15 protein-coding genes are annotated in these 16219 nt (G+C 66.2%); 7 read left to right on the top strand and 8 right to left on the bottom strand.

Features of this window, described 5'->3' with window-relative positions; genetic code table 11:
* Positions 1-103: 103 nt before the first annotated feature.
* Positions 104-1363 carry a threonine/serine exporter family protein gene (locus tag RI032_RS06230; RefSeq protein ID WP_010480697.1) on the bottom strand — a complete coding sequence of 420 codons (1260 nt, stop codon included), beginning with the start codon at positions 1361-1363 and terminating at the stop codon, positions 104-106.
* A gap of 92 nt (positions 1364-1455) precedes the next feature.
* On the opposite strand from RI032_RS06230, the gene RI032_RS06235 reads away from it, so the two are divergent.
* Genes RI032_RS06235 through RI032_RS06250 form a run of 4 tightly spaced genes read left to right on the top strand, consistent with a single transcriptional unit; the run spans position 1456 to position 4974 of the window.
* Entirely contained in the window at positions 1456-2577 is a 1122-nt protein-coding gene (locus tag RI032_RS06235; RefSeq protein ID WP_010480695.1) for an ABC transporter permease, read from the top strand.
* A 1-nt stretch (position 2578) separates the two neighbouring features.
* A complete protein-coding gene (locus RI032_RS06240; RefSeq protein WP_010480693.1) occupies positions 2579-3406 on the top strand; it encodes an ABC transporter ATP-binding protein in 828 nt (275 codons plus the stop codon).
* 3 nt (positions 3407-3409) lie between these two features.
* On the top strand, positions 3410-4336 hold the full coding sequence (locus tag RI032_RS06245; RefSeq protein ID WP_322548003.1) for an MlaD family protein: 927 nt from the start codon (positions 3410-3412) through the stop codon (positions 4334-4336).
* Complete coding sequence (locus tag RI032_RS06250; RefSeq protein ID WP_049455356.1) at positions 4333-4974, top strand: ABC-type transport auxiliary lipoprotein family protein; 642 nt, start codon at positions 4333-4335, stop codon at positions 4972-4974. Before RI032_RS06245 ends, RI032_RS06250 begins: the two co-directional genes overlap by 4 nt.
* Positions 4975-4978: 4 nt before the next feature.
* Here RI032_RS06250 and RI032_RS06255 read toward each other — a convergent pair whose 3' ends face one another.
* The 3 genes from RI032_RS06255 to RI032_RS06265 are packed head-to-tail and all read right to left on the bottom strand — an operon-like array spanning position 4979 to position 6976.
* A complete protein-coding gene (locus RI032_RS06255; RefSeq protein ID WP_322548004.1) occupies positions 4979-5566 on the bottom strand; it encodes an alpha-ketoglutarate-dependent dioxygenase AlkB family protein in 588 nt (195 codons plus the stop codon).
* Positions 5567-5610: 44 nt separating this feature from the next.
* Positions 5611-6243 carry a CoA transferase subunit B gene (locus RI032_RS06260; RefSeq protein WP_010480686.1) on the bottom strand — a complete coding sequence of 211 codons (633 nt, stop codon included), beginning with the start codon at positions 6241-6243 and terminating at the stop codon, positions 5611-5613.
* Position 6244: 1 nt separating this feature from the next.
* Entirely contained in the window at positions 6245-6976 is a 732-nt protein-coding gene (locus RI032_RS06265; protein WP_049455359.1) for a CoA transferase subunit A, read from the bottom strand.
* Between the two features lie 158 nt (positions 6977-7134).
* Between RI032_RS06265 and RI032_RS06270 the strand changes: the two genes are divergently transcribed.
* The 3 genes from RI032_RS06270 to RI032_RS06280 all read left to right on the top strand — a co-directional run bounded on the left by RI032_RS06270 (position 7135) and on the right by RI032_RS06280 (position 12625).
* Positions 7135-9765, top strand: coding sequence for a DEAD/DEAH box helicase (locus RI032_RS06270; RefSeq protein ID WP_322548262.1), 2631 nt, complete (start codon positions 7135-7137; stop codon positions 9763-9765).
* Positions 9766-9862: 97 nt separating this feature from the next.
* Positions 9863-11209, top strand: coding sequence for a phosphohexomutase domain-containing protein (locus RI032_RS06275; protein WP_109814910.1), 1347 nt, complete (start codon positions 9863-9865; stop codon positions 11207-11209).
* A gap of 12 nt (positions 11210-11221) precedes the next feature.
* Complete coding sequence (locus RI032_RS06280; protein WP_322548005.1) at positions 11222-12625, top strand: mannose-1-phosphate guanylyltransferase/mannose-6-phosphate isomerase; 1404 nt, start codon at positions 11222-11224, stop codon at positions 12623-12625.
* Between the two features lie 74 nt (positions 12626-12699).
* Here the strand turns inward: RI032_RS06280 and rfbD are convergent, their stop codons facing one another.
* Genes rfbD through rfbB form a run of 4 tightly spaced genes read right to left on the bottom strand, consistent with a single transcriptional unit; the run spans position 12700 to position 16101 of the window.
* Positions 12700-13593, bottom strand: coding sequence for a dTDP-4-dehydrorhamnose reductase (gene rfbD, locus RI032_RS06285; protein WP_322548006.1), 894 nt, complete (start codon positions 13591-13593; stop codon positions 12700-12702).
* Positions 13590-14147 carry a dTDP-4-dehydrorhamnose 3,5-epimerase gene (rfbC, locus tag RI032_RS06290; RefSeq protein WP_010480673.1) on the bottom strand — a complete coding sequence of 186 codons (558 nt, stop codon included), beginning with the start codon at positions 14145-14147 and terminating at the stop codon, positions 13590-13592. The genes rfbD and rfbC overlap by 4 nt, the downstream gene beginning before the upstream one ends.
* Positions 14144-15031 (bottom strand): glucose-1-phosphate thymidylyltransferase RfbA, encoded by an 888-nt coding sequence (gene rfbA / locus RI032_RS06295; protein ID WP_010480671.1) that lies wholly within the window; start codon positions 15029-15031, stop codon positions 14144-14146. Before rfbA ends, rfbC begins: the two co-directional genes overlap by 4 nt.
* A 14-nt stretch (positions 15032-15045) precedes the next feature.
* Entirely contained in the window at positions 15046-16101 is a 1056-nt protein-coding gene (gene rfbB, locus RI032_RS06300) for a dTDP-glucose 4,6-dehydratase (RefSeq protein ID WP_010480669.1), read from the bottom strand.
* Positions 16102-16219: the final 118 nt, after the last annotated feature.

Consider the following 16219-nt stretch of genomic DNA (forward strand, 5'->3'; position numbering starts at 1 on the left):
GAAAGCCGGCGTTTTTTATTCTTCGGTGTGTGGACCGAGGTCCACACCCACAGCAAGCAGCCCTCCCGGCGTGTGGACCAACGGTCCACACCCACCGACATCATTACAGGGTTTTGCGAGCGGGCATCAGCAGGTTGCCGAACAGCAGGCCGGCGACCAGGGCCATCACCACGTTGAGCACGGTGAGGAACACGCTCTGGCCGGCACCCACGTCCTGCTGCTGGACCAGGGTCAGCACGCCGCGCAGGCTGGTGCTGCCTGGCACCATCATGATGATGCCAGGCAGGCGGATGATCGCACCCGGGCGGCCAACGAGACGGCCGAACAGATTGCCACCGGCGGTCAGCAGCATCGCCGACAGGAAGATGCCGGCCGGCGCGCCCCAGGCGTGGCCACCGAACTTGGAGATCGCATAGCCGGCCACCGAGGCGGCGATCACCCACGGGTAATCGCGGCGGTTGGCCTTGAACAGCATCGCGAAGGCGAACGCCGCGGTCAGCAGCGAGCCCCACTCCACCCAGGGCCCCTGCGGCCGCGCCGCGCGGATCACCGGGTCGAGGCCGAGCACGTCGGCCAGGGTCACCGCGATCATCGCGCCCACACTGAGTTTCATGATGGTGGTCAGCGCACCGGCGAAGCGCGCAGTCCCCGACACCCAGTGCTGGCTGGCCAGTTCATTGACCGCATTGGTCAGCGACATGCCCGGCAGCAGCACCACCAGCGAGGCGATGATCACGGTGTTGAGGTTGAGCGCGCCGATGAAGGACGCGACCAGCGTGGCGACCAGGCCGGCCAGCAGCGCGGCCAGTGCCTCGGCGGCTTCGCGGGTGGCCGGGCGACGGTCGGTGACCATGCCGAGCAGGCCGATCATCAGGCCGATGACACCGGCGGTGGCGATGTCCAGCCACGGCAGCTTCCACATGCCGGCCACGCCGGCCGCGCCGAGGGTGAACGAAAGGATGGTGCGCAGCTTGCCGCGCCGGCCCGGATCCTTGTCCAGCTGGCGCAATGCGGTGTGGCCCTGGGCGATGCTCATCCGCCCATTGGCCACTTCCTCGGCGATATGGTCGGCGACGCTGAGCTTGTGCAGGTCGTTCTCGCCGGGCGCCAAGCGGATCACGCGGGTGATGTCACTGGAGCCGATCGCCTGCGCCGGGTCGCTGAAGCTGAGGATGATACCGGTGGGATTCGACCACGGTTCACAATCCAGATCGAGCTGGCGGGCCAGTGCCACCACCGCTGTTTCCAGGCGCTGGGCCGTTGTGCCATAGCTGTGCAGGCGTCCGGCGATCTCGGAAACGAAGGCCACGCGCTGTGCGTAGCTGGCCTGGGGCGTGGGGATCGTGTGAGCGTCTGCGGACATGCGCCGTAGTATTACCTAGGCTGGGCCTTACCGGAGAAATTCATCCGAGTTCGACGCGAAGCCCAATACAGAACGGTTATGCTGCGACCCGAATGGCCCAAGTGACCCCGAACCACGCCCCCCAGCTCGAACAGGATGCCCATGACCCGGGCGTGATCCGCCTGTCCGGCACCTGGACCTTGAAGACCGCGCTGGCCGCGGCCGAAGTCCTGCGCGGCGTTCCCGACACGCTGACCGGCATCGATGCCACCGCCATCGAGAAAATGGATTCGGCCGGCGTGCTGCAGGTGCTGCGCGTAGCCCATCGCGCCGACCTCGGCGAGGACGCACTGAAGTTCCGCCCGGATCACCAGGCGCTGGTGTGCACCATCGAGGAAGTGGCCGACGACCGGCCCAAGCCCAAGCGCGACTTCGGCGTGCTGGCGGCGCTGGAACGGCTGGGTGTCAGCGTCCATGCCACCGGCCACAACATCAAGGCGCTGTGCAGTTTCCTCGGCGAGAACCTGGTCAAGGGAGCTCGCCTGGTCAAGGAACCCCGTCGCTTCCGCCTGACCGCCACCGTGCACCAGATGGAGCAGGTCGGGCTGGACGCGGTACCGCTGGTGGCGCTGCTGTCCTACCTGGTGGGCGCGGTGATCGCCTTCCTCGGCTCGACCATCCTTCGCGACTTCGGCGCCGAGATCTACGTGGTCGAGCTGGTCAACATCGCCTTCCTGCGCGAGTTCGCGGTGCTGCTGACCGCCATCGTGCTGGCCGGCCGCACCGCCAGCGCCTTCACCGCACAGATCGGTGCGATGAAAGCGCGCGAGGAAATCGATGCGATGCGCACCCTGGGCCTGGATCCGATCGACCTGCTGGTGCTGCCACGGCTGCTGGCGCTGCTGGTCACCCTGCCGCTGCTGACCTTCATTGCGATGGTGGCCGGCCTGGCTGGCGGCATCACCGTCGGTGCGTTCGACCTCGACATCCCGCCGCAGATGTACATCGCGCGCATGCACGAGACGATGGAAGTGCGGCACATGCTGGTCGGCCTGTCGAAGGCGCCGGTGTTCGCGCTGGTGATCGGCCTGATCGGCTGCCTGGAAGGCCTGAAGGTGGAAGGCACGGCGCAGTCGGTGGGCGAACGCACCACCTCCAGCGTGGTGCAGACCATCTCGCTGGTGATCATCATCGACGCCTTCGCGGCGTTGTGGTTCATGCACATGGACTGGTGACATGAGCACGCATCCGACGCCCGACGACATTCCCATGCAGGACGACGATGGCCACGACCTGGCCATCCGCGTGCGCGGGCTGGTCAACCGCTTCGGCAGCCAGACCGTGCACGAGGACCTGGACCTGGACGTGCGCCGCGGCGAAATTCTCGGCGTGGTGGGCGGCTCCGGTACCGGCAAGTCGGTGCTGATGCGCTCGATCCTCGGCCTGCGCACGCCCGACGAAGGCCGGATCGAGGTGCTGGGCCGCGACGCGCGTGCCGACGATGCCGAGAGCCGCCTGCACATCGAGCGCAACACCGGCGTGCTGTTCCAGGACGGTGCGTTGTTCTCGTCGCTGACCGTAGGCGAGAACGTGCAGGTACCGTTGAAGGAGCACCACCGCGAACTGCCCGAGCGCTGGCACTACGAACTGGCGCTGCTGAAGGTGAAGCTGGCCGGCCTACCCGCCGATGCGATCAACAAACTGCCCTCGCAGCTGTCCGGCGGGATGCGCAAGCGCGCCGGGCTGGCCCGCGCGTTGGCACTGGACCCGCCGCTGCTGTTCCTGGATGAACCGACCGCCGGACTCGACCCGATCGGCGCGGCCGCCTTCGACCGCCTGATCAAGACCCTGCAGGAAGCACTGGGGTTGACCGTGTTCCTGATCACCCACGACCTGGACACGCTGTATGCGATCTGCGACCGGGTGGCAGTGATCGCCGACCGCAAAGTGGTGGCCAACGCGCCACTGCCGGACATCGAGAAACTGGATCATCCGTGGATCCAGGAATACTTCCACGGACCGCGTGCGCGTGCCGCGCGCGGCGAACAGATCGAGAGTGCCTGAGCCATGGAAACCAAAGCCAACTACGTGCTGATCGGCGCGTTCACCCTGATCACCGGCCTGGCCCTGCTGGCCTTCGGCCTGTGGGCGGCCAAGTACTCCTCCGACCGTACCTGGCAGGAATACCGCGTGGTGTTCCGCGAGGCAGTAACCGGCCTGTCGGTGGGCAGCCCGGTGCAGTACAACGGCATCGCGGTGGGTTCGATCATCGAACTGAACCTGGTTCCGGACGACCCGCGCCAGGTGGTCGCACGCATCCGCCTGAACTCGACCACCCCGGTCAAGACCGATACCCGTGCAAAGCTGGCGATCACCAGCCTGACCGGCCCGTCGATCATCCAGCTCAGCGGTGGTACGCCGCAGTCGCCGGCACTGACCACGGTCAACAAGGATCCGGCGCCGATCATTCCAACCACGCCGTCGGCGCTGCAGAACATCACTGACGTTGCCAACCGCATCGTCGAGCGCATGGACCAGATCCTCAGCGACCGCAACGTGGCCTCGATCAACGCGACGCTGGCCAACCTGGAAACGATCAGCGGCGGCCTGGCCGACCGTGATCAGGGCACGCGGGCGCTGCTGCTCAGCGCGCGCGATGCCGCCCGCAGCCTGGACACCACGCTGAAGACCACCAATGGCACCATCGAGCGCCTGGACAAGAACCTGGTGCAGCAGCTGCCGGGCATCATCGACAAGCTCGACGCCACCCTGGCCAAGCTTGATTCGGCCGCTGGCAACGCCGACTCGATCCTTGGCGAGAACCGTGCCGCGATCAACAGCTTCGCCAACGATGGCCTCGGCCAGCTCGGCCCGACGCTGACCGAACTGCGCGGCCTGATCCGCGATCTGCGCCGGGTCAGCGACCGCCTCGAGAACAACCCCGCGCGCTACCTGCTGGGCCGCGACGCACCGAAGGAGTTCGAACCCAAATGAGCCCGACCGCCCTTCCGCGCCTGCTGCTGGCCGCTTCGATGGTCACCCTGCTGGGCGGCTGCTCCATCCTTGGCAGCAGCGAGAAAACCGCAGTGACGCTGTACTCGCCGTCCGTGCAGGTGAAGGCAGACCCGGCGTGGCCACAGGTGGGCTGGCAGCTGGTGCTGGCCAAGCCCAGCGCCGCGCGCATGGTCGACAGCCCGCGTATCAACGTGCGGCCGACGCCGTCGCAGATGGAGATCTACAAGGGGGCCAGCTGGGCACAGCCGGCCACCGACATGATCGAGGACACCTTGCTGCGTGGCTTTGAGGACTCCGGCCGCATCCGTGGCGTGGCGCGCAGCAGTGCCGGCATCCGTGCCGACTACAAGCTGTCCACCGACGTGCGCCGCTTTGAATCGGACTACCTGGGCCAGGCCACGCCGACCGTGGTGATCGAGGTCAACGCCAAGCTGATCCATGTGGCCGACCAGCGCGTGGTCGCCGACCGTACCTTCCGCCAGGCGCAGCCGGTCGGCAGTACCGACGTGCCGGCGGTTGCCGCCGCGTTCGAGCGCGGCCTGCAGCAGCTGGCACAGGAGATGGTGGGCTGGACGCTGACAAGCGGGCAGGCCGACCAGCCGACCGTCGCGCGCTGACCGGTCAGCGTGGCGTAATCCAGCGGAACGTCAGGTTGATCCGTTCACCCTGCACCCGTGCCATCTTCGGCAGCGCGTGCTGGTAGAACCTTTGTGTCTGCCCCGCCATCACCAGCAGATCGCCATGGCCGAGCAGGTACTCGGCCTTCCGCGCCGGGTCATCGTGCCGGCGCAGCAGGAAGCGGCGCGCCGCGCCCAGGCTCAGCGAAGCAATCACCGGGGTCGGCCCCAGCTCTGGCTCGTCATCGCTGTGCCAGCCCATGTAGTCGCCGCCGCCGCGATAGCGGTTCAGCAGTACGCTGTTGAAGTGGCCGAAGCCTTCTGCCTGCAGGCGATCACGCATGGCCTGCAACGCGGGTGGCCAGGGGTGCGGCACGAATTCAGCCCCGGAATAGCGGTAGCGCGCCTGCGGATCGCCGATCCAGCAGCTCAGCCGCGGCGAATCCACCCAGTTGCCGAACATGCGGATGCGGTGGACTTCCCAGGGGACTTCGGCCTGCAGCACGGACAGGAGCCGGTCTGCATCGGTCGTGGCCAGCCAGCCGGGCAGGTGCTGGACGTCAGCATCAGGAAGATCGTCGGGGAACAGCATCGCGTGCCTTCCGGAAAGGGGCGGCCTGCAGCCGCCCCGGGACATCAAGCGCGCTGGAACGCAACGCCGGTCTTTTCCTTCAACTCGTCATCGTTGACACCAGGTGCGGCTTCCACCAGCAGCAACCCCTTGTCGGTGACATCGAACACGGCCAGGTCGGTGATGATGCGGTCGACCACGCCGACACCGGTCAACGGCAGCGTGCATTCGGTCAGGATCTTGTGCTCGCCGTTCTTGGCGGTGTGCTCCATCAGCACCACCACGCGCTGCACGCCGGCCACCAGGTCCATCGCACCGCCCATGCCCTTGACCATCTTGCCCGGCACCATCCAGTTGGCCAGGTCACCCTTGTCGGTGACCTGCATGGCGCCGAGGATAGCCAGGTTCACATGGCCACCGCGGATCATCGCGAAGCTGTCGTGGCTGCCGAAATAGCTGGCACCGGCACGCGCGGTGACGGTCTGCTTGCCGGCATTGATCAGGTCGGCGTCCACTTCGGCGTCGGTCGGGAACGGACCGATGCCGAGCAGGCCGTTTTCCGACTGCAGCCACACGTCCACCCCTTCGGGGATGTGGTTGGCAACCAGGGTCGGCAGGCCGATGCCCAGGTTCACGTACGCACCATCGGTCAGTTCGCGGGCGGCACGTGCCGCCATCTCATCGCGGGTCCACGCCATGTCAGTTGCCCTCCGCGCGGATGGTGCGCTGTTCGATACGCTTTTCAGGATGCGCGTTGTGCACGATGCGGTGTACATAGATGCCCGGCAGGTGCACCTGGTCCGGGTCGATGGCACCCACCGGCACCACCTCCTCCACTTCCACGATGCAGACCTTGCCGGCCATCGCGCAAGCCGGATTGAAGTTGCGCGCGGTCTTGCGGAACACCAGGTTGCCCGCTTCGTCGGCCTTCCACGCCTTGACCAGCGCCACGTCGGCGCGCAGCGCGGTTTCCATCACGTAGTGCTTGCCGTCGAACTCGCGGGTTTCCTTTCCTTCAGCCACCACGGTGCCATAGCCTGTGGCGGTGAAGAACGCCGGAATGCCTGCACCGCCGGCACGCAGGCGCTCGGCCAGGGTGCCCTGCGGGTTGAATTCCAGCTCGAGCTCGCCGGCCAGGAACTGGCGCTCGAATTCCTTGTTCTCGCCCACATAGGACGAAATCATCTTCCTGATCTGCCGGGTTTCCAGCAGCTGGCCCAGGCCGAAACCATCAACGCCGGCATTGTTGGAGATCACGGTCAGGCCCTTGGCGCCGCTGTCGCGCAGCGCGGCGATCAGTGCCTCGGGAATGCCACACAGGCCGAAGCCGCCCACGGCCAGCGTCTGGCCATCGGCGACCACCCCTTGCAGGGCCTCCGCCGCACTGGCGAAGCGCTTGCTGCGCTTGCCGGTGGAAGTCGATTGCTGCATTGCTGTACTACCCTGCACGTTGAGGATGACCGCATTCTAGCTGGAGGGCGGCGAAGGGCCTGGATGCGCCGCAGCATTGCACGGGCATCGCACAGGGTTCCGTAGAATGCCGGGTTCCCCTGCCAATGGCCGGCCCCGTGCCCGCCCCACCCTCGTTGATGGCCCATACCTACACCGAAGAAGACCTGCTCCGCTGGATGGAAGGCCGGACGCTGGAAATGAGCGACCATGGCCTGTCGGAAGTCCACAGCATGCGTCTGTTCGGTGACATTCTGGTCGCTGAGGTAAAGATCCCGGCCAAGTACTCCTACCGGGTGGAGATCGACCTGGCCGCCAGCCTTCGCCATCCGCGCAGCCTGCTGCGCAACCGGTGTTCCTGCCCGCTCGGCCACGACTGCATGCACGTGGCGGCCGTGCTGGCGCAGATGCTGCAGCAGATCGACCATACGCCCCCCATGCCCGACGACAGCAGCACGCTGCCAACGCTGCTGATCCGTTCGATGACGCCCGTCCTGCGCCTGCACACGGTCGAGTTCCGTCCGCCGTGGCTCGGCCCACGCGACCCTTCGCAATGGGCCGATATCGCGACCGTGGCCTTCGAATACGACGAGCACGTGCGGTTCCTGGATGATTCGAGCCTGTTCGCACACGATCCGGAGGGCCAGCTTGCCCTGCTGCCCCGCGACCTGGCTGAGGAATCACGGCGTGAGGCCGAGCTGCGCACGGTGGGACTGCATCGCGACACGGAGCCGCGGGCGCCATTGGACGGCGCTGGCCCGCAGTTCCAGCTGCGCACCCATGACTGGACACGGTTCCTGCTGGACGACGTGCCGCGCCTGGAAGCCCTGGGCTGGAAGGTGGAGACGGACGACGATTTCCGCCATCGCATCACCCGGGTGGATGAGATCGGCCTGGACATCCAGGCCGACCCGGCGGATGCGGGCTGGTTCAACCTGGGCCTGGACATCCAGGTGGAAGGCCGCAACGTGTCGATGGTTCCGCTGCTGCAGCAGGTGCTGCAGTCCGATCCCCGCTGGATGCGTGGCCAGCTGGACGCCATCGGCGATGACGAGAACATCCTGTTGATGGCAGGCGACAGCACCCGCCTGGCACTGCGGGCCGCTCGATTGAAACCGATCATGGCGCTGTTGGCGGACCTGTTCGCCCAGCGTGGCGCGCCGCTGCGCTTGTCAGCGCTTGACCGTGGCCGCCTGCAGGCGCTGCGGGATACGGCGCGCCTGCAGTTCCGGGGGCGCAAGGACACCCAGGCGCTGGTGCAGCGCCTGATGCAGGCACCCGCACTGGGTGAAGTGCCGCCACCGGCGGGACTGGTGGCGACGCTGCGTCCCTATCAGCGTGAAGGCCTGTCGTGGCTGCAGTACCTGCGCCAGCAGGGTCTGGGCGGCGTGCTGGCCGATGACATGGGGCTGGGCAAGACCCTGCAGACGCTGGCGCATCTGCTGGTCGAAAAGGAAAGTGGCCGCCTGGACCAGCCGGCGCTGCTGGTGGTGCCGACCTCGCTGCTGCACAACTGGCAGAGCGAAGCCGCACGCTTCACCCCTGGCCTGCGGGTGCTGACCCTGCACGGACCGACGCGCGAAGCACTGTTCGAGGCGATTCCCGAGCATGATCTTGTGCTGACCACGTATCCCCTGCTGTGGCGCGACGAGCAGGCGCTGCAGGCACATGCCTACCATCTGCTGATTCTGGATGAAGCCCAGCAGGTGAAGAATCCGAAGTCACGCGCGGCCATCACCCTGCGCACGCTGCAGGCCCGCCATCGCCTGTGCCTGACCGGCACGCCACTGGAGAACCATCTGGGCGAGCTGTGGACGCAGTTCGACTTCCTGCTGCCCGGCCTGCTCGGCAGCGAGAAGCAGTTCAACCAGCATTGGCGCCATCCGATCGAACGTGGCAGCGACCACCGTCGCGCCACGTTGCTGGCGCAGCGCCTGCGTCCCTTCATCCTGCGCCGGCGCAAGGACCAGGTCGCGTCAGAGCTTCCGCCCAAGACCCTCATTACCCGTGCGGTGGACATGGAGGGCGGCCAGCGTGATCTCTATGAAACCGTGCGTGCAGCGATGGAAAAGCAGGTGCGCGAGGCCATCAGCGGCAGCGGGCTGGCGCGCAGCCATATCGTGGTGCTGGATGCCCTGCTGAAGCTGCGCCAGGTCTGCTGCGATCCGCGCCTGCTGCCGGGCGACGCCCCGGCACGCAATGCCGGCTCGGCCAAGCTGGAGCTGCTGCGCGACATGCTGCCGTCGATGGTCGAGGAAGGCCGGCGGGTCCTGGTGTTCTCGCAGTTCACCGGCATGCTGGCACTGATCGCGCAGGCGCTGGAGGAGCTCGGGCTGGCCTATGTGACCCTGACCGGCGACACCCAGGACCGGGCTACGCCGGTGCAGCGCTTCATGCAGGGCGAGGTGCCGGTGTTCCTGATCAGCCTGAAGGCAGGTGGCGTCGGGTTGAACCTGACCGCCGCCGACACCGTCATCCACTTCGACCCCTGGTGGAACCCGGCGGCCGAAAACCAGGCCAGTGACCGCGCCCATCGCATCGGCCAGCAGCAGCCGGTGTTCGTTTACCGGCTGATCGCCGCAGGCAGCATTGAAGAACGGATCGCCGAGCTGCAGGAACGCAAGGCCACGCTGGCCGACTCGATTCTCGAAGGCGGCGGTGCTACGGGGCCACGCTTCAGCGAGGAAGACGTGCAGGCGCTGCTGGCGCCGTTGCCGGGCCTGCCCGGCAAACGTTCCCGTAAGGCGGGCAATCGGTCGACGCGAGCCTGACCCCCGAACGCCAGTCAGGTGGCGTTCCCCGATGGAAACGATTCCCATACGGGACTGGGACTACAATTGGGGGCTGAGCTCACAAAGGATCTGATCGATGCCCCTGCCCGCCTTCAAGGCCTACGATATCCGCGGCCGTGTGCCGGAAGAACTGAACGAAGACCTGGCCCGCCGCATCGGCGTCGCCCTGGCCGCACAGCTCGCTCCCGGTCCGGTGGTCCTCGGCCACGATGTGCGCCTGACCAGCCCGGCGCTGCAGGATGCGCTGGCCGCAGGCCTGCGTGGTACCGGCCGCGAGGTGATCGACATCGGCCTGTGCGGTACCGAAGAGGTCTACTTCCAGACCGATCACCTCGGCGCGGCCGGCGGCGTGATGGTGACCGCCAGCCACAACCCGATGGATTACAACGGCATGAAGCTGGTCAAGGAGAATGCCCGTCCGATCAGCTCCGATACCGGCCTGTTCGCGATCTCCGATGCGGTCGCCGTCGATATGTCCGAGGCCCAGCCGCCGCGTGCCGGGCAGACCGCCCAGCATGACAAGAGCGCCTACATCCAGCACCTGCTCAGCTATGTCGATGCCAGCAAGCTCACGCCGCTGAAGCTGGTGGTGAATGCCGGCAATGGCGGCGCGGGCGCCATCGTCGACCTGCTGGCCCCGCACCTGCCGTTCGAGTTCATCCGCATCTGCCACGAACCCGACGGCAACTTCCCCAACGGCATTCCCAACCCGCTGCTGCCGGAAAACCGTGCCGCCACTGCCGACGCCGTGCGCGAGCATGGTGCTGACTTCGGCATCGCCTGGGACGGCGACTTTGATCGCTGCTTCTTCTTCGATCACACCGGCCGCTTCATCGAGGGCTATTACCTGGTCGGCCTGCTGGCCAAGGCTATCCTCGCGCGCAATCCCGGTGGCAAGGTCGTGCATGACCCTCGCCTGGTCTGGAACACCGTGGAGATGGTGGAGCAGGCGGGCGGCGTACCGGTGCTGTGCAAGAGCGGCCATGCCTTCATCAAGGAAAAGATGCGCGCCGAGGATGCGGTGTATGGCGGTGAGATGAGCGCCCACCACTACTTCCGCGAATTCGCCTATGCCGACTCCGGCATGATCCCGTGGCTGCTGATCGCCCAGCTGATTTCCGAAAGCGGCCGCTCGCTGGCCGACTGGGTCGAAGACCGCATGGCGGCCTATCCGTGCAGTGGCGAGATCAACTTCAAGGTGGCCGATGCCAAGGCCGCTGTGGCCCGCGTCATGGCGCACTTCGCGGCGCAAGCACCGGTACTGGATCACACCGACGGCATCAGTGCCGACTTCGGCGACTGGCGCTTCAACCTGCGCAGCTCCAACACCGAGCCGCTGCTGCGCCTGAATGTCGAATCGCGCGGCGATGCATCGCTGATGCAGGCGCGTACCGACGAGATTTCCCGCCTCATCCAGCAGTAATCAAGGAAGATCATGAGCAATATCCAGCCCGTCATCCTGTCCGGTGGTTCCGGCACCCGCCTTTGGCCACTGTCGCGCGAGGCGTATCCGAAGCAGTTCCTGCCGCTGGCAGGCGAACAGACGATGCTGCAGGCCACCTGGCAGCGCGTCGCCGCCATCGCCACGCACGGCCCGTTGGTGATCGCCAACGAAGAGCACCGCTTCGTCGCTGCCGAGCAGCTGCAGCAGGTCGGCGCCGAGCCGGCTGCCATTATCCTGGAACCAGTTGGCCGCAACACCGCACCGGCGATCGCGGTCGCAGCGCTGGAAGCCACCCGCGACGGCGCCGATGCGCTGCTGCTGGTGCTGCCCTCGGACCATGTGATCACCGATGAGGCCGCGTTCCGCGCAGTCGTGCAGGCTGCAGCCGGCGCTGCCGAGGCCGGCAAGCTGGTGACCTTCGGCATCGTGCCGACCGGTCCGGAAACCGGCTACGGCTATATCAAGGCCGCCGATGGACAGGGCCTGCGTGCGGTCGAGCGCTTTGTCGAAAAGCCCGACCTTGAGACCGCCACCGATTACGTCAGCAGCGGCCAGTATTACTGGAACAGCGGCATGTTCCTGTTCAAGGCCTCGCGCTACCTGCAGGAACTTGAGCACTTCCAGCCCGACATGCTGGCCGGCAGCCGCCAGGCCTGGCAGCAGGCCCGTCGCGATTCGGATTTCACCCGTCTGGACAAGGACGCCTTCGCTGCGGTTCCTTCCGACTCCATCGACTACGCGGTGATGGAAAAAACCGCAGACGCCGTGGTGATTCCGCTGGACGCCGGCTGGAACGATGTCGGCTCGTGGACGGCGCTGCGCGATGTCTCGCAGCAGGACGGCGACGGCAACGCCCACCAGGGCGATGTGATCGCCATCGACTGCCGCAACACCTATGCCTATGCACAGCGTCTGGTAGCGCTGGTCGGCCTGGACGATGTGATCGTGGTCGAGACCGACGATGCAGTGCTGGTCGGCAAGGCCGACCGCATGCAGGAGGTCAAGACCGTTGTCGCCCAACTGAAGGCCGAAGGCCGCAGCGAGGCCGCCTGGCATCGCAAGGTCTACCGCCCGTGGGGCGCCTACGATTCAATCGATAACGGCGAGCGTTTCCAGGTCAAGCGCATCACGGTCAAGCCCGGCGGCACGCTCAGCCTGCAGATGCATCACCATCGCGCCGAACACTGGATCGTGGTCAGCGGCACCGCAGAAGTGACCCGCGGCGACGAAGTGATCCTGCTCAGCGAGAACCAGAGCACCTACATCCCGCTGGGCGTGACCCACCGCCTGCGCAACCCCGGAAAACTGCCGCTGGAACTGATCGAAGTACAGTCGGGCAGCTACCTGGGCGAGGATGACATCGTGCGGTTCGAGGACACGTACGGGCGCAGTTGAGCCGACGCCCTGCAGCGAGTGCCGACCGTTGGTCGGGGTGGGTGCCGACCGTTGGTCGGCACGTCCCTGCCGGGTCAGGCAATTTCAGCCATCACCCGCTTCAACCCGTCCTGCCATGCCGGCAGGACGATGTTGAAATCCTGCTGCAGTTTGCGGTTGTCCAGCACCGACCAGGCCGGGCGCTTGGCCGGCGTCGGATACTCGGAACTGGGAATCGCCTCGACGGCCGGCACCTTCGCCAACACCCCGGTAGCCAGCGCTTCGGCGAAGATCGCCTCGGCAAACCCATGCCAGCTGGTCTGGCCACTGGCCGTCAGATGCCAGGTTCCGGACAAGTGGCCCGGATGCTGCAGCGCCTGCGCGGTGACATCGGCGATCAGCGCAGCCGAAGTGGGCGTACCGATCTGGTCGGCCACTACCCGCAACTGTTCGCGTTCTGATCCCACCCGCAGCATGGTGCGCAGGAAATTGGCGCCATGTGAGGCATAGACCCACGCCGTGCGGAAGATCAGGTGGCGGCCACCGGCCAGACGCACTGCATCCTCACCATCGCGCTTGCTGGTGCCATAGACGCCCAACGGCGCGGTCGGCTCGTCTTCGCGGTAGGGCGCACGGCCCTGGCCGTCGAACACGTAGTCGGTGGAGTAATGCACCAAGGGCACGCCATGGGCCGCGCACCAGCGCGCGATCACGCCCGGCGCCTGCGCGTTGGCGGCGAAGGCCGCATCGACCTCCTGCTCGGCACGGTCCACCGCCGTGTAGGCGGCCGCGTTGACCACCACCGATGGCTGCAGGCGATCCAGCAGCGCCGGCAGGCTGTCGGGCTGGCCGAAATCAGCCATCTCGCAGGCACTTCCGTCGGGCAGTTGCCCGCTGCGGGTGGTCGCGATTACTTTGCCCAGTGGCGCCAGCGCGCGCAGCAGTTCCTGGCCGACCTGGCCATTGCCGCCGAACACCAGAACGGTCATGGCACGTAGACCGGCAGGCGGTCTTCGGCAATGTCCTTCAGGAAGGGCGCGGTCTCGTCCTTGGCCGACAGGGTCGGTGCACTCACCGGCCAGTCCACCGCAATATCGGCGTCATTCCAGCGGATACCTGCATCCGCTTCCTTGACGTAGACGTCCGTGCACAGATAGCTGAACAGTGCACGTTCGGAGAGCACGGCAAACCCGTGCGCGAAGCCTTCCGGAATCCAGAACTGCTTCCTGTTTTCAGCGCTCAGCACCACCGCTTCCCACTGGCCGAAGGTCGGCGAGCCGCGGCGGATGTCCACGGCCACGTCATAGACCTCGCCTTCCAGCACGCTGACCAGCTTGCCCTGCGGGCGCGGCCACTGGTAATGCAGGCCACGCAGCACGCCCTGCGCCGAGGTGGACACATTGCTCTGCACGAAACGATCCGGCAGGCCCAGCGCGGCGAAACGCTCGGCATTCCAGGTTTCAAAGAAGTAACCGCGGGCATCGCCGAACACGGCCGGCTCGATCACCACGCAGCCGGGCAACTTGGTTTCAATCACTTTCACGGAACGACTCCACGCTGGGCGAGCGTGTGCAGGTACTGGCCGTAGCCATTCTTGATCAACGGCGCAGCCAGCGCCTCCAGCTGCTCGGCATTGATCCAGCCTCGGCCGAACGCGATTTCTTCCGGGCAGCAGACCTGCAGGCCCTGGCGGGTCTGGATGGTCTCGATGAAGTTGGAGGCTTCCAGCAGCGACTGGTGAGTGCCGGTATCCAGCCACGCATAGCCACGGCCGAGCGCTTCCAGGTGAAGATTGCCTTCTTCCAGGTAGCGCTTGTTGAGATCGGTGATCTCCAGCTCACCACGCGGCGACGGCTTCAGTTCGGCCGCGTAATCGCTGGCCTTGCCGTCATAGAAGTACAGGCCGGTCACCGCATAGTTGGAGCGCGGTTTCTCCGGCTTCTCCACCAGATCGATCACCTTGCCGCTCTGGTCGAACTCGGCCACGCCGTAGCGCTCCGGATCATTCACCCAGTAGCCGAACACGGTCGAGCCGTGCACGCGTTCGTCTGCACGCTTGAGCACCTCGCGCAGGCCGTGGCCGTGGAAGATGTTGTCGCCCAGCACCAGGCAGCTCGGCTTGCCGGCGACGAAGTCGCGGCCGATCAGGTAGGCCTGGGCCAGGCCATCCGGACTCGGCTGCACCGCGTACTGGATGTCCATGCCCCATTGCGAACCGTCGCCCAGCAGCTGCTGGAACAGCGCCTGTTCGTGCGGAGTATTGATGATCAACACTTCGCGGATGCCCGCCAGCATCAGCACGCTGAGCGGGTAGTAGATCATCGGCTTGTCGTACACCGGCAACAGCTGCTTGCTGACGCCCTTGGTGATCGGATACAGCCGGGTGCCGGAACCGCCGGCCAGGATGATGCCCTTGCGTTGCGTCATGTTATCTCCCGGCCTCAGGCGGCAGTGCCGATGCGCTGCAGGCGGTAGCTGCCATCCAGCACGCCGTTGACCCATTCCTGGTTGTCCAGGTACCAGTCGACGGTGAACGTGATGCCCTGCTCGAAGGTGTAGGCCGGTTCCCAGCCCAGGTCGTTCTTCAGCTTGGAGGCATCGATCGCATAGCGGCGGTCATGGCCGGGGCGGTCGGTGACGTAGGTGATCTGGCTGCTGCGCGGCTGTCCATCCGCGCGCGGGCGGCGCTGGTCCAGCAGCGCACAGATGGCCTGCACCACTTCGATGTTCTGCTTTTCCGAATTCCCGCCGACGTTGTAGGTCTCGCCGACCTGGCCCTTGGCCAGCACCGTGCGGATCGCTTCGCAGTGGTCGGACACGAACAGCCAGTCGCGCACCTGCTTGCCATCGCCGTACACCGGCAGCGGCTCGCCGGCCAGCGCCTTGGCGATCACCAGCGGGATCAGCTTCTCGGGGAAGTGGTACGGGCCGTAGTTGTTGGAGCAGTTGGTGGTCAGCACCGGCAGCCCGTAGGTGTGGTGGAAGGCACGGACCAGGTGGTCCGAAGCGGCCTTCGACGCCGAGTACGGCGAATTCGGGGCGTACGGGGTGGTTTCGCTGAACTTGCCGGTCTCGCCCAGGGTGCCGTACACCTCGTCGGTGGACACGTGCAGGAAGCGGAAGGCCGCTCCCTGCTCGGCCGGCAGCGCCTTCCAATAGTCACGGACCGCTTCCAGCAGGCCCAGGGTGCCCACCACATTGGTCTGGATGAAGGCACCGGGACCGTCGATGGAGCGGTCAACGTGGCTTTCGGCGGCGAAGTTCACCACGGCATCCGGCCGGTGTTCGGCCAGCAGGTTCGCGACCAGGGCCTGGTCGCCGATATCGCCCTGCACGAACAGGTGGTTGGGGTTGCCGTCCAGGCTGGACAGGGTCTTCAGGTTGCCGGCGTAGGTCAGCACATCGAGGTTGATGACCTTGACGCCGCGCGCGACGGCCTCGAGAACGAAGTTACCGCCAATGAATCCGGCGCCGCCGGTGACAAGCCATGTGGGCACTACCTGTTCTCCTGATCGAAATTCATCCAAGGAGCGCCCACGGGCGCCCCAGCGCAGCGTGACAGGATACATCCCGATGGCCTTCACGACCGCCTGCGTGACGTGAACACGCGCTCGC

Source organism: Stenotrophomonas geniculata, from assembly GCF_034508895.1.
In the GTDB taxonomy this organism is placed as follows: Bacteria; Pseudomonadota; Gammaproteobacteria; order Xanthomonadales; family Xanthomonadaceae; genus Stenotrophomonas; species Stenotrophomonas geniculata.